10 protein-coding genes and 1 pseudogene are annotated in these 13,360 nt (G+C 65.5%); 5 read left to right on the top strand and 6 right to left on the bottom strand.

The genetic code is table 11. The features are described from left to right. Positions 1-37 precede the first annotated feature (37 nt). Together KH616_RS12725 and KH616_RS12720 are read right to left on the bottom strand one after the other, a co-directional pair. Positions 38-772: pseudogene (locus KH616_RS12725) on the bottom strand (glycogen debranching N-terminal domain-containing protein); the annotation flags it as partial. A gap of 153 nt (positions 773-925) precedes the next feature. Then, positions 926-1,984: a rod shape-determining protein gene (locus KH616_RS12720; RefSeq protein WP_292244942.1), complete on the bottom strand. Its 1,059-nt coding sequence runs from the start codon at positions 1,982-1,984 to the stop codon at positions 926-928. A gap of 394 nt (positions 1,985-2,378) precedes the next feature. Here KH616_RS12720 and KH616_RS12715 point away from each other — a divergent pair, with 394 nt between their 5' ends. Continuing rightward, on the top strand, positions 2,379-4,670 hold the full coding sequence (locus KH616_RS12715) for a patatin-like phospholipase family protein (protein ID WP_292244940.1): 2,292 nt from the start codon (positions 2,379-2,381) through the stop codon (positions 4,668-4,670). Positions 4,671-4,687: 17 nt separating this feature from the next. On the opposite strand, the gene KH616_RS12710 is transcribed toward KH616_RS12715, so the two are convergent. Together KH616_RS12710 and KH616_RS12705 are read right to left on the bottom strand one after the other, a co-directional pair. After that, the gene (locus KH616_RS12710) at positions 4,688-5,863 is read right to left on the bottom strand and encodes an FUSC family protein (protein WP_292244938.1); all 1,176 of its coding nucleotides are present in this window, start codon (positions 5,861-5,863) and stop codon (positions 4,688-4,690) included. Positions 5,864-6,444: 581 nt separating this feature from the next. After that, positions 6,445-7,071, bottom strand: a complete 627-nt coding sequence (locus KH616_RS12705) for an ABATE domain-containing protein (RefSeq protein WP_292244935.1) — start codon at positions 7,069-7,071, stop codon at positions 6,445-6,447. Between the two features lie 75 nt (positions 7,072-7,146). On the opposite strand from KH616_RS12705, the gene KH616_RS12700 reads away from it, so the two are divergent. After that, positions 7,147-8,013: an alpha/beta hydrolase gene (locus tag KH616_RS12700; RefSeq protein WP_292244933.1), complete on the top strand. Its 867-nt coding sequence runs from the start codon at positions 7,147-7,149 to the stop codon at positions 8,011-8,013. 184 nt (positions 8,014-8,197) lie between these two features. On the opposite strand, the gene KH616_RS12695 is transcribed toward KH616_RS12700, so the two are convergent. Further along, positions 8,198-9,505 (bottom strand): chloride channel protein, encoded by a 1,308-nt coding sequence (locus tag KH616_RS12695; RefSeq protein ID WP_292244931.1) that lies wholly within the window; start codon positions 9,503-9,505, stop codon positions 8,198-8,200. 389 nt (positions 9,506-9,894) lie between these two features. Here KH616_RS12695 and KH616_RS12690 point away from each other — a divergent pair, with 389 nt between their 5' ends. Genes KH616_RS12690 through KH616_RS12680 form a run of 3 tightly spaced genes read left to right on the top strand, consistent with a single transcriptional unit; the run spans position 9,895 to position 12,093 of the window. Further along, on the top strand, positions 9,895-10,155 hold the full coding sequence (locus tag KH616_RS12690) for a hypothetical protein (protein ID WP_292244930.1): 261 nt from the start codon (positions 9,895-9,897) through the stop codon (positions 10,153-10,155). Continuing rightward, on the top strand, positions 10,152-10,454 hold the full coding sequence (locus tag KH616_RS12685) for a hypothetical protein (protein ID WP_292244927.1): 303 nt from the start codon (positions 10,152-10,154) through the stop codon (positions 10,452-10,454). Before KH616_RS12690 ends, KH616_RS12685 begins: the two co-directional genes overlap by 4 nt. Positions 10,455-10,458: 4 nt before the next feature. Beyond that, the gene (locus KH616_RS12680; protein ID WP_292244925.1) at positions 10,459-12,093 is read left to right on the top strand and encodes a PepSY-associated TM helix domain-containing protein; all 1,635 of its coding nucleotides are present in this window, start codon (positions 10,459-10,461) and stop codon (positions 12,091-12,093) included. Here KH616_RS12680 and KH616_RS12675 read toward each other — a convergent pair. Then, positions 12,045-13,360: TonB-dependent receptor (locus KH616_RS12675; protein ID WP_292244923.1), on the bottom strand; the 1,316-nt coding region annotated here is incomplete at its 5' end. The two genes, KH616_RS12680 and KH616_RS12675, sit on opposite strands and share 49 nt — an antisense overlap.

Genomic DNA, 13,360 nt, shown 5'->3' with positions numbered 1-13,360 from the left:
TTCTTTAAAGGCGATCGCCGGGCGGCGCGCTCGCGCTCGCCGCGCCGGTCGTCGCCGCGACGGTCAGATAGATAGACACGCAGGCCTGCGCGGCGATCGTCAGCGTGTAGTCCGCGCGGTTGACCGACAGCGCGTCCGGCGCCGGCGAAAAACTGATCGTCGTGGCGCGCTCCACGCCATCGAGCCCGTCATAGCGCAAGCGCACCGCGCCTGCGTCGATCGACGGCGGCGCGATGGCGCCGCGACGCTCGCGACGCGTCCCGCGCACTTCGAACATATCCTTGAAATCGGCGCCGAACGACAGCGACAGCGGCACCTCGGCCTCGCTCGCGCCATAGTTCGTCAGCGTCAGCGCCTCGTAGAGCACGTTGTCCGCGAGCACGCGCGTGCGCTCGATGTGAATCACGCCCTCGGGTGTTTCGTGGCCGCCGAGCGGCGGCAGCGGCCGGTTCGTCAGGTGCGCCGTAAACGATGCGTTGTCGGCGCCCGTCGCGCCCGACAACAACGACGGCGCGCGGCCGCCGAACGTGAGTCGCCATTGCGACAGCACACGCATGTCCTCGACGAACAGGCCGTCGTCGCGGCCGCAGATGTCGCCGAGCGCATCGCTGACGACGAACGCGTCGCCCGCCTTCAGCACGTACTGGTTGTTGCGCGCACTCGCCTGCACATCGGTTTCGGGCGCGATAAAAGCGGCATCCGGCGTGGCCGCCGCGGACTCGCGCGCGGCTTGCGGCACGCTGCCGGTCGATTCGTCTGCTGGCTTCGGCATCGATGCTCCTGTCTCGTACGGGACGCGCGGCGCGCGTCACGTTTTTCGCACAGGATAGGACAGAACGGCACACGCGGGCAGCGTCGCCTTCTCAATACCGAACGCAACGCGGCCGCGCCCCGACAACGTTTGCCACGCCGCGGTGACTGTGCATCATCGCCCGAGACCGATGCCCTCGGCGATCGCCGCCGCGCTCCGGATCTTCCCCCGCGCCGCGCCGGCGCCGCGTACCGCGCAGGTCAGCGGATCATCGGCGACGCGCGTGGCGAGCCCGGTCTCGTCGTGAAGGCGCCTGGCGAGATTCGCGAGCAACGCACCGCCGCCCGTCAGCACAATGCCGCGGTCCGCGATATCGGCGACGAGTTCGGGCGGCGTATTTTCGAGTGTGCGCTTGACTGCATCCACGACCGCTTTCAGCGGCGCCGCCAGCGCATCGGCGATATCGTGATTGGACAGTTCGATCGTCCTCGGCAAACCGTCGACCACGCTGCGCCCGACCACCCGCATCGATTCGCGCGGCATCCCGCCGCACGCGGTGCCGATCGTCTTTTTCACGTGCTCAGCGGTCTGCTCGCCGAGCTGCACGCCATACAGACCGCGAACATGGCTGACGATCGCCGCGTCGAACTGGTCGCCGCCGACGCGGATCGCCTCGCGGTAGACGATGCCGCCCAACGCGATCACCGCCACCTCCGTCGTGCCGCCGCCGATATCGACGACCAGCGAGCCGATCGCATCGGTCACCGGCAGCCCCGCCCCGAACGCCGCGGCGAGCGCCTCGTCGACGAGCGTGACGCTCGCCGCGCCGGCCGCGAGCGCCGCCTCGGACAGCGCGTTGCGTTCGACCGCCGTCGCGCCGGACGGCACGCACAGCGTCACCTCGACACGCCGTCCGAACAACGAGCGTGTTTCGGACATGTCGATGAACTGACGGATCATCTGCTCGGCCGCGTCGTAATTGGCGATCACGCCGTGCTGAAGCGGTCGCACGGCCTCGAGATGTCCCGGCGTACGGCCGAGCAGCGCCTTGGCCTGCTCGCCGACCGCTTCGAGCGTCGGACGCGCGTCCGCGCCGCCCGCCTTGCGAAAGCAGACGACCGACGGCTGGTTCAGCACTACGCCGCGATCATGCGTGTAAATCCGCGTACTCGCGGTTCCCGGATCCATTGCGACCGGTTGCGCGAACAACTTTCCGAACAGCGGTGTCGACATATTGAAACCCTTTCGAACGAACGGCCCGATCGAATTCGGCCCGGCGCCTGACTGCCCGACGAAGCGGGCGTCTTGCGTACGGGCGCCGTGCATGCAAGCGCCGTGCATACGGGCGCCGTGCATACGGGCGCCGCGCCTGCCAGCCTATCCCCGGCTTTAGCGGCGGCGCGCCCGAATACTTTAGGCCATTCCCCTGTTTTTTTGCGACACGGTCGCCGGCGCCCCGCTCTGGCATCCGTCAGGATCGACCGACACCGGTTCTCACCCATCAAAACACGCTAATCTCTGGGCTCTGCCTGCCGTCCGCAAACCCTCGACCGCCCGGCCACGCCGGGGAGCCACGATGACAGCGCCCGACTCTTTCCGCTGGCGGAGCATGCGCCGCCTTTGTCCGATGCTCGCCGCCATCGGGTGCCATGCCGCTGTGGCGCAATCCGGTCCACAGCCCGCCGCGGCCCCGGCTGCCGCATCCGCCGAGCCTCACGCCGCCGGGCACGCCTGCCGGGCCGCCGGCGGCCCGGCGGAGCGCCCGGCGATCGGCCTCGTGCTGTCGGGCGGCGGCGCGCGCGGCTATGCGCATCTCGGCGTGCTGAAGGTGCTCGAAGAAAACCGCATTCCGGTCGACTGCATCGCCGGCACCAGCATGGGCGCCGTGGTCGGCGGCCTTTACGCGAGCGGCATGGCCGCCCACGACATGCAGGCGCGCCTGTCGCAGGTCAATCTCGCGGACATCGCATTCGACGTGACCGAGCGCGCGGATCTGCCGCAAAGCTCGCGCGAGGATGAGCGCCTGTATGTCAACGGCCTCACGCTCGGCTTCGGCGCGAAGGGCGTCAAGACGCCGGCCGGCCTCGTGCAGGGCAACCGGCTGCAGGCGCTGCTCGCCGACTGGATGGTGGCGGTGCCGTCCAACCAGCCGTTCGACCAGTTGCCGATCCCGTACCGCGCCGTCGCGACCGACCTGCAGACCGGACAGATGATCGTCCTCGACCGCGGCTCGCTGCCGCTCGCCATCCGAGCCAGCATGGCCATGCCGGGCCTGTTCGCACCCGCGGAGGTCAACGGCCGGGTGCTGGTCGATGGCGGCCTCGTCAGCAACCTGCCGGTCGATACCGCGCGCCAGATGGGCGCGAACGTCGTGATCGCCGTGGATATCGGTTCGCCGCTGCGTCCGCTCGATACGCTTGCGACGCCCGCCGACGTGATGCAGCAGATGGTCGGCATCCTGATCCGCCAGAACGTGCTGTCGCAGCGCCAGCAGATCACGCCGAACGACGTGCTGCTGACACCCGAGCTGGGTTCGCTCGCATTCACTGATTTCCAGAACGCCCATCAGGCGATCGCCGCGGGCGAGGCCGCCGCGATCGCGGCCCTGCCCCGCCTCAGGCGCTACGCATTGACGCCCGCGCAATACGCGGCCTACCGCTCGGCCCACACGCAACCGCTGCCGCCGGCGATCCGCATTACCCGCATCGATATCCGGACGGACGGCGGCGTGCCGGCGCGCGTCGTCAGCGATGCGCTGCACGTGAAGCCGGGCGATCTGTACGATCCGACGGCCATCAGCCAGGATCTGCTCACCTTGACGACAAGCGGCAATTTCGAGAGCGTCACGCAGCAGGTCGTGAGCGAAGGCGACGAGAACCGGCTCGTGATCGACGCGCGGGAAAAGTATTGGGGGCCGAACTTCCTGCTGTTCGGTCTGGGCATGTCGAGCAGTTCGACCGACCAGGGCGGCTTCCGCCTGCACCTCGGCTACCGGCGGCCCTGGCTGACCGCGTCGGGCCTCGAATTCCGCGCCGATACGACACTCGGCAGCGATCGCCAGTCGGTCCGCACCGAACTGCGCCAACCGTTGTCGTCCCAAACCGGCGTCTATGCCGCACCGTATGCCGAATACGAGCGGCGCTTCGCGAACGTCTATCTCAACGACATCAAGCTGACCCAGTTCAGGCTCCAGACCGAGCGTGTCGGCTTCGACTTCGGCGTGCCGATCCGGCGGCTCGGCGATTTCCGCATCGGTCTCGCGTATGCACACGGCTACGCATCGCCGAACTACAACGTGCCGCAGGCGTTCACGCCGGACGGACAGCCGACCCGCTTCCTGTTCGACGGCACGAACGGGCGGCAGCTCAGCGCGCGGGCGCGGCTCGTGATCGACCAGCTCGACGATCCGCTGTTCCCGCGCAAGGGCTACTTCGGCGAACTGCGCGCCGAGCGCTCGTTCGTGTCGAGCGGGCCGCACCAGTACACCGAAGTCTTCGGCAAGGCGATGGTCGCGCAGCAGTTCGGCCGGCACAGCGTCAATGCGAGCATCGAGGCGGGCAAGAGCTTCGGCGGCGTCAGTCCGGTCAACCTGCTCGACCTGACGCTCGGCGGCTTCCAGCATCTGGCCGCCTACGCGGCCGACCAGCTGACCGGCAACGCGCTCGTCTACGGGCAGATCACGTACATGAACCAGCTGATGACGTTCACCGCATCGCCCGTGAAGGCCCTGTTTGTCGGAGCCAGCGCGGAACTCGGCAACGTCTGGTCGCTCGACAGCGACATCAGCGCCGGGCCGCTCAGGCAGAGCTACTCGTTCTTCACGAGCCTCACAACGTCGTTCGGGCCGCTTTATATCGGCATTGCGCTCGCGCCGGGCGGGCGGCGCAACCTCTATTTCCAGTTGGGACGGACGTATTGAGCAGGCCGCATGGCCGACTAACGCCCTTCCGTCCTCAGGGCTTCGATCCGGCGCATTGCAGCGGACGGCATCATCAGCACCGCGACGACCACCGAGATGGCACAACCTGCTACGACCTCTTCGATGCGCAGCGCCGACAGCGGCACGATTGCGAAGCCGAGTTGCCCATACACGAGCCCGATGAGCACGGTGATAAAGAACACGCCACGCGCATAGGCATGCAGGATGTAATACGCCCAACCGAAGACCGACAATGCCATCGCCGCCATGAGCACCTGCGGCACGTGCCGGAACATCGTGACGAGCAGCGCGCTCGCGAGCGCGCCAGCCAGCGTGCCCGCCAGCCGCTGGCCGACCCGGCGGAGGGTGTCTTCGCGCGATGTCGTTCCGAAGAATATGACGAACGTACTGATGACTGCCCACATCCAGCGCTCTTCCGACACGCCGTTGCCGATCAGCATGGCGAGCGCGGCCGCGACGGTAGCCGGCACGGCAGGCGTCCATGCGCGCGACGCGCACGAATTGGCCAATGACGCGATACGGCGCGACTCATGTCCCGGCCCGGCCTGGATCCGGCGCGCGACGCGAGGCACGCCCGCTTCGATGCGCGCGATCGCGCACGAGAGAGATCGAAAGACCGCGCCTGCGCTGAGCGACGGCATTCGACCGGGCCCCATCGGAATGCAGACGCGCCCTACGAGCGCGACAAGAACGGGCGCCGTGCTGGAGACGATCAGCATCTGCATGATTTGTGCGGCGGTCGGGTGCAGATACAGTCCCAGATAGCAGGCGACAAGCGCGAGAAAGGCGCAGCCGACCGCACGCGGGCCATATGGCTGGCAAAACATGCCGGTAAACACGACCAGCAGCAGGACGGCATCGCGCCACAGCGGATGAGAGGCGACCGCCGCGGACACCGCAAAACACGCGCACGCGCAGACGTAAAAACAAGACAGTGACGCGAGCCAGCCGGAAAGACGGACTTCGCGCAGGAACAGCGGCGCGATCATCGCGAACAATGCGCCAAGGGCGGCTACGGTAATGTGCCGATCGTGATGAACCGCCCATGCGATATCGATGGCGGCGGTCAGGACGCAGGCAAGCGTCGAGCGTGCGGCATTGCGAAGGCGCGACAGCCCGGGGTCGGCGATGCGCACACGGTCGAGCGCGCGTGAATACGCGGCGGCAATCATGGTTGATGACATCCGTTTGTATCGGCGCCTCGGCTTTTGGCCGCGCTCCGATGGCCGGAGAAGATCCGGCGATGAGATGGCGCCGAAGGCGCCCTTCCGCTGGGGTCTCCAGCTCCGGGGGCACTCGGCGACGTTCGGTTCCCCGTTTCCGGCCTGCATGTCCGGGTAAGGACGGCGCAGAGCGAGATCGGGTTTTCCCGAATCATAGCTGAACAAAATTGCGCGACCGCGACAGTGATCACGGTACGGGCTATGCCCGACGTCGACCGAGCGGCCAGGGCTACCAGCGAGCCATCGGTCGGCAGGCGTGACGGCTACGACCATGGGTTGGCCGAAACCATTAACGGGCTGTACAAGACCGGGTTGGTCCACCGTCGGCGGCTCTTTGAATATCGAGGGAGTCCGTGGAGCAGTGAGACCATTGCGGCGGTCTCAACTTAAACCAGTCGGCCTTCTCGAAAGCCGGGGCCATTTAAGTCATCCCGGGCAGACGGCCAATTTTCCCCAAACCGCCCTTTATGCATCACGCATAACCAGGCATTACACGCTCGCCCGTCGGCCATGCATAGCCTGCTTGCCGCTCAATCCGTCGCCCGACTCGCATAGTAGTGACGTTGTGCCTTGGCGCGATTTCCGCAAGTGGCCATTGAGCACCATCTGCGCGACCTGCTCCGCGACAAATCGAGGAATAACCATGAACATGCGCCGCATTCCCGGACATGCGCCAGGACCGGTTGCGTAAGCAGTTCGCTTGCGGCGAGCGCGAGCCGATCGGTCATGAGCGCGCTGCCGGCTTTTTCTGGACACACCGACCAGCGGGCTGGCGCGCCGCCGTCAACGCACAGGCTCGAGTGACCCAAGGCTTGGACGATATGAGCCTCCAGCCGCACGCGAGCCCTCTCCGGAAGCGGTGATCTGGCCGCTATCGCAGCAAACACGGCGTGCATCGCCTCCCGGAATTCCGTTAGCTCTGCCAGAAGATCCGACGGGTGCTGCCCGGCACGCGAACGCGCCTTCTCGAGCCGTCGGCTATCAGACTGGGTGAGAAGACGGTTTTCGATCGCCCAGTTGACCGCCGCATGCCAATCGATCAATCGCTCGTCATCCCGCACCTTGCCCGAGCCGCCACATGTGTTCACAAAATCCAAGACAACATGGCCACCGACACCCGCCACCGCCGGCACACCAGATTTCTTCTCCCCAACCAAATCTAACCTCCTTGATGGCATTTGAAGGTTAGCTTATCCTTGCTCTTCGTCACTGTCCAATGGTCGAGGCGATCCATGACGCATGCTTCACCGCAGCACTTTCCAGGCGCACTGCCGTTGCCCCATGCATTTGACTTCGACGGTCAGGCGATACGCTATGGCGTGATCGGCACCGGTGAGCCGATAGTGTTCGTACATGGGACGCCATTTTCTTCGCAGGTCTGGCGGCGTATTGCCCCGATCGCGGCACGATTTCGCGAAGTCTTTTACTTTGATCTGGCCGGCTACGGAGCCTCGGAGAAGCGCGCAGGCCAGGATGTTTCGCTGGGCATTCAAAATCGCCTGCTTGCCGCGTTGCTCGACTATTGGCAGTTGGAAAAGCCTGACGTGGTTGCCCACGATTTTGGCGATGCGACGGCACTCAGAGCCGCATTGCTGGACCGCTGCGAATATCGATCGCTGCTGTTGATCGATCCAGTAGCCGTCGCCCCATGGGGTTCACCATTTGTTCGCCATGTGCGCGCACATGAAACCGCGTTTGCCGGTGTGCCAGCTTACATACATGAAGCGATGGTCGACGCCTACCTGAAAGGTGCGGCAAACCACGCGCTCGCGGCGGACACTTTGCGCATTTACTCGTCGCCATGGATCGGTGAAGAGGGGCAGGCGGCATTCTATCGGCAAATCTCCCAGATGGATCAGTGCTATACCGATGAAGTCCAGCCGCATTACGGAGAACTTCGCTTCCCGGTCTCCATCCTCTGGGGCGAGGAGGATCAGTGGATCCCTGTCGATCGAGGCGTCGAATTGTCGACGATGATCCCTGGCGCGCGTTTTACGCGGGTTCCTGGTTCGGGACACTTGATGCAGGAAGACGCCCCCGAAGCGATTGTCGGCGAACTGATGGATTTTCTGCGGTTGGGGCATGCGCCGCATTCCTGACTCCTGCCTGCGGGCCACGGTCGACTATGCGTGATGGCTCACCTCACGTCCCACGCAAGCGCCCGAAGAGGCACGCGCCACATTCCAATCAAACGACCGGGCTGTGCGGCAAAGCGATCCCATTCGGCTCAGTTGCGGCGAAATTGCCGGGGTGCGCTGCCGTCAGCCTCTCGATCAGTCAGCGTCATCGCTTGATGTATCGCTGCGCCAACGCCTCATACAGCGGTGGCGCGAACACCTTCGAGACCTGGCTCGAAATCAGCGCAGTGGCCATCAGCGAGATGACGAGCGCATGACCGTTGATCATTTCGATGACGATGACGAATGCCGTAATCGGGCTTTGGGTGACTGCGGCGAGATAGCCGACCATACCGAGCGCAATGAGCATCGGCAACTGCATCTGCCCGAACACCATGTGAAGCGCATTGCCCATACCGGCTCCGATCGCAAGCGATGGCGCGAAGAGTCCGCCCGGCGTGCCGGGGAGATACGAGCCGACCATCGACGCCATTTTGAGGAGTGGATACCCCCCGCCTAGCGATGAATGCCCTTCGAGCATGCCGCGCGCTTCCGCGTAGCCGCTGCCGAACAGATGGCCGCCGCTGGCAACGCCGATAACGGCGATGCACAGCCCGCACACCGCGCCGAATGCGACCGGACGCTCTCTTCTCAATGCGAGCAACGGCATGGGCATCCAGCGTTCGGTATTGAGAAGCAGCCAGCAGAACATGCCTCCTGCGACGCCCGTTATCACGCCGACCAGGACGGCAGCCACCGCAAGCAGGTTCGGAAAATGCCCGTCGATGGCGATGGTGCCGAAATAGACGTAATTGCCTTGCAGCGCGAGTGAAACGACACCCGCGAAGATGATCGCCGCAATCAGGACACCGCTGGTCCGCTGCTCGAAGCTGCGCGTGAGTTCTTCGATGGCGAAAACGACGCCTGCGAGCGGCGCATTGAAGGCGGCCGCCAGGCCCGCGGCTGCACCCGCGAGCGCGAGCTTGTATTCGAGCCGGTCGCCGTAGATGCTGCGCAGGCGCGCCGGATAGAAGCGCCGCAGGCTAAACATCAGCGCCGCACCCACATGGATCGTGGGCCCTTCGCGGCCGATGGTGAAGCCGCCGAGAATCGCGAGGCAGGATAAGGCGATCTTGCCGATCAGAATGCGCAGCGTGAGCAGGCGCGGTCCGAGTTCGCGCACGTTATGCAACGTCGCGATGACCTGTGGAATGCCGCTGCCTTCAGAGCCCGGAAACCAGCGGCGCGTGACCCAGACGCCGAGCGCGGCGACCGCAGGCGTGACAAAGAGCGGCAGCCACCCGTGGTCGGCGATCGTCCGCAAAAAGGTGGCGTAGGCGAAATCGATGAGCCGCGCATACACGACTGCCACAAGTCCCGTCACGATCGCGCCCAGCCAGAAGAGCCCGAGGTACAGCCAGCGTTGCCGGCTACGCAGGATCGCGCGCCGATCGATGGGGAGGGAAATGCGCATGTCAGTGCCGGGAAAATTCCGTTTGGAGCAGATTGTGACATAAATGCCCCTTGCGCCCGGCGCTGCGCTCGGGCCCGGGCGGCCCGCTACGTGTCCGTATCGTCGAAGACCCGGCGGAACGCGTCAACCGGTTGACTCGTGGCAATGCCTGTCAGGCACGCGGACGACTGCCGTCACGGTACTCACGCCTTTGGCGGCGGGAATCTGCCACCTGGACGCTAGCATGCGAAGCCTTTTCGCAATGGGGCAGCCCCATCAATCGCATTCGCCATGATGCTCCGGCGGCGCCGGCCGCAAACGCCCCACGCTCGTCAAAACCTTGATTTGTGTAGGATAATGATTCTCATTACCGCATAAGATCCTCAACCATTCGTCCCATGCTTGCGTCATTGCCGGTCGCGCTCGCCTTTGGCAGCGCGCTTCTTTTTTATCTCGGCTCGCCGGGGCAGCAATGGCGGGCCGCGCCGCTGTGGCCACGATTCAGCCGGCGCGTCGCGCTTGCCGGCGCTGTGGCGGCTCTGATTCCCGGCATGGTCACCGGGCATCCGGCAACGACGCTCGCCCTCCTCGTCACGACATGGATGGCCAGCTTCGTCGCGTTTCCGTTCGTCGCGGTCCTGGTCCGAAGCGTCACGAGAACGCAACGATGAGCGAAGCACAGCCCGCAGTGGCACAGAAACCGAAAATCGAAGGGCACTGGATCGGCAAGACAACGGCGGGCGCCATCTGCGGATTTCTGGTCGCGCTCGCGTCAAGCGGCCTGCTCGTGCGGCTCGCGCCGAGTGCCGGCGTCGATGCCGCGAAAGCCGAAACGGCGATGCTGACCGTGCCGCTCGTCTGGACCGCCATTTTTTCCGCAGCGTATCTGTTTCGCACCGGCCTGCGCGCGTGGCTCTGGCTCGGCTCGGCCAGTGCCGCCACGCTCGCGCTCGTCGCACTCTGCAAGTAATTCCATGCGCAGCGATCTCATCCGCGTCTACAAGAGCGTACACACCTGGACCGGCGTGATCTGCGGTCTCATGCTGTTCATCTGCTTTTACGCCGGCGCGATCACGATGTTCAAGGACTCGCTGATCGGGTGGACGACACCGCCTGCGAGCACCGAGCGGCTGATCCGTCTCGAGGACGCGCCGAACCTGATCGCACAGGTGCTCGCGACCCAGCCCGACGCGCGCGAGGTGCTGTCGTTGCGCCTTCACGATCGCGATCACGCATGGCTCGTGTGGCCGACGCGGCACGGCACGCAACGCGCGACGGCCACGCGCGATGCCAACGGGCGGCTGCACGTCGACACGACGCATCCGTCCGATGTCGCGCAGTTCATCGACGTGCTGCACATGACGGCGGGCATACCCGGCGGCTACAGCGTCGGCATGGGCGTGATGGGCGTGGTGGCGCTGCTCTACGGGCTTGCGCTGGTGTCGGGCGTGGTCGTCCTGCTGCCGACGCTGATCAAGGATCTGTTCGTGCTGCGCATCGGCAAGAATCTGAAACGGATGTGGCTCGATGCGCACAACGTCGTCGGCATTCTCAGTTTGCCGTTTCATCTGGTGATGGCGCTCTCGGTCGTCGGCTTCGGTTTGCACGACTACATCTATGCCGCGCAGGACCAACTCATCTACGACGGCAAGCTCCAGCCGATGCTTGCCGCGCAGAATCCGTTCTTCGGCAACGCGCCCGTGACGCCGGCGCAGGATCCGATGAAGCTGCTCTCGCCCGCGGCGCTGCTCGACAGGATTCATGCGCGCGCACCTGACTTCGAACCCGCGGAACTGACCTGGCGACACGCGGGGCAAGCCGGCGCGACCGTTTTCGTGCGCGGCGAAGATCCGCGCTACCTCGCGCGCAGCGGCGGCTTTGCTTTGATGGACCCCATCAGCGGTGCGTTCGTCAACCGCAAGTTCCTGCCGGGCGATGGCAACGGCGACAACTGGGCGGCCACGACGAGCGCGATCTATGCGCTGCATTTCGGCAGTTACGGCGGCGCGCCGATTCGCTGGGGTTATTTCCTGCTCGGGCTCGCCGGCGCATTCCTGTTCTATTCAGGCAATCTGCTGTGGATCGAAAGCCGTCGCAAGTCGCAGCGCAAGGAACAGCAGCGCGTCGCGCAACGGCGCTCGGCACACGTCCTTGCATGCTTGACGGTAGGCGTGGCGCTCGGCTGCATCAACGGCATTTCATCGAGCATCGTCGCGGCGAAATGGCTGGGCGGCCAGGCCGCGGACATGCACGCGTGGCACGCGTCGATCTACTACATCGTGTTTGTCGGGTGCATCGCGTGGGCATTCGTGCGCGGCGCGCCGCGCGCAGCCGTCGAGCTGCTGCTGCTGGCCGTGATCTCGACGTCCGCGATCCCGTTGACGAGCATCGCCGGCCGGCTGTTTCCGTCGGCGCTTGGGTGGGCGAGCCATGACAGCGGCTCGCTGGCGGTCGATATCGTCGCGGCCGTCGGCGCGGCCGCGTATGCGTGGATGTGGCGCGCGACAGCCAGACGCGTATCGGAGGGACGCACCGACAGCGTCTGGTTCGACCGCTCGCGTCAGAAGTCCGTCGTCAGCGACATCAGGAACGTGCGCGGCCTGCCCTGAGTCAGGTAACCGCCCGTCGTCGACGACCAGTAAGCGTGGTTTGCGACGTTTTCGAGCGTCGCGCGGAACGTCGTGGTGTGCTTGAACACGGTCGTCGTGTAGCGCGCGCCGATGTCGAAGCGGTTCCATGCCGGAATCGACAGCTTGTTCGCAGCGTCCAGATACTGGTTGCCGGTGTGAATCCACGCGGCGTTGACCGTCAGGCCCGGCACCCACGGCAGGTCATATTCCCCGCTCACGTTGAACAGGTAGCTCGGCACGCCGACCGGCCGGTAACCGTCGGTCGCGCCGCCGTTCGTATCGAGCTGCTTGGCATTGAGCAGCGTCGCGCCCGCGAGCAGCCGCACGCCCCTGACCGGCTCGCCATAGACCGACAGCTCGATGCCGCGATGACGCTGCGTGCCGTTTCTGCCGAAGAGGTTGGTCGCGCTGTCGGTATAGGCCGTCGGCTGCTCGAGCTGGAACAGCGCGATTTCGCCGCCGAATTGCTTCGTGTCGTACTTCGCGCCGACTTCATATTGCTTCGTACGGTTCGGCGACAGTGTCTGGCCCACGTTCGCTGCGCCGAACGGTGCGATCTGGCCCGCGGCGAGCGATTCGGCCCGGTTCGCGAACAGCGAGATCGTGTCGGTCGGCTTGACGACCAGACCGAATATCGGTGTCGTGATCGACTGGTTGAACGTGGATGAGATCGTGTCGGTGCCGACCGTGTAGTTGTTCTGACGCAGCTGCTGGTGACGCGCGCCGATGGTGAACAGCACGCGGTCGTTCAGCAAGCCGAGCGTGTCGGATACCGCGACGCTGCGCGTCAGGATCCGGTCCGCGAGGCCCGGATCGGAGAAGCTGCCCGCCACGAAACCCGTCGCCGCCGGCTCCGGCACGATGCCGCCGCCGTAGAGGCTGGTCGGGAACGCGCCGCTGAACGCGAACGCTTCGCGATCTTCGAGGCTCGTGATGGCGAAACCGGCCGCAACCTGATGCGTGACCGGCCCGGTCGAGAAATGCCCGCGCACGCCGATCTGGGCCGCCAGTGCGTCAGTCGTGCGCAGCACATCGCCGCGCGTGGCGGTCGTGCCGGTGGCAGCGTTGAACGTCGGCGACGAATACGTGCCGTCCTCGTGCGAGCGACGCACGCCGCCGCTCGCATAGGCCGTCCAGTTCGGCAGGAAATCATATTCCGCGCGCGCGACCCCGACCGTGTCCTCGAGTGTGCTCTGCGTCCACGGCTGCGCGAAGTTGTGCGCCGCCGACGGCACCTCGGGCACGA

Source organism: Burkholderia sp., assembly GCF_018375725.1.
In the GTDB taxonomy this organism is placed as follows: domain Bacteria; phylum Pseudomonadota; class Gammaproteobacteria; order Burkholderiales; family Burkholderiaceae; genus Burkholderia.
The sequence above is the reverse complement of the archived record's forward strand: the minus strand, read 5'-3'. Positions and strand labels throughout refer to the sequence as shown.

What these genes read in the sequence shown, in the direction of transcription:
- KH616_RS12680 (WP_292244925.1), top strand. Translation starts at nt 10,459, where the DNA reads ATGCGCAGCGATCTCATCCGCGTCTACAAGAGCGTACACACCTGGACC.
- KH616_RS12685 (WP_292244927.1), top strand. Translation starts at nt 10,152, where the DNA reads ATGAGCGAAGCACAGCCCGCAGTGGCACAGAAACCGAAAATCGAAGGG.
- KH616_RS12715 (WP_292244940.1), top strand. Translation starts at nt 2,379, where the DNA reads ATGCTCGCCGCCATCGGGTGCCATGCCGCTGTGGCGCAATCCGGTCCA.
- KH616_RS12700 (WP_292244933.1), top strand. Translation starts at nt 7,147, where the DNA reads ATGACGCATGCTTCACCGCAGCACTTTCCAGGCGCACTGCCGTTGCCC.
- KH616_RS12695 (WP_292244931.1), bottom strand. Translation starts at nt 9,505, where the DNA reads ATGCGCATTTCCCTCCCCATCGATCGGCGCGCGATCCTGCGTAGCCGG.
- KH616_RS12710 (WP_292244938.1), bottom strand. Translation starts at nt 5,863, where the DNA reads ATGATTGCCGCCGCGTATTCACGCGCGCTCGACCGTGTGCGCATCGCC.
- KH616_RS12720 (WP_292244942.1), bottom strand. Translation starts at nt 1,984, where the DNA reads ATGTCGACACCGCTGTTCGGAAAGTTGTTCGCGCAACCGGTCGCAATG.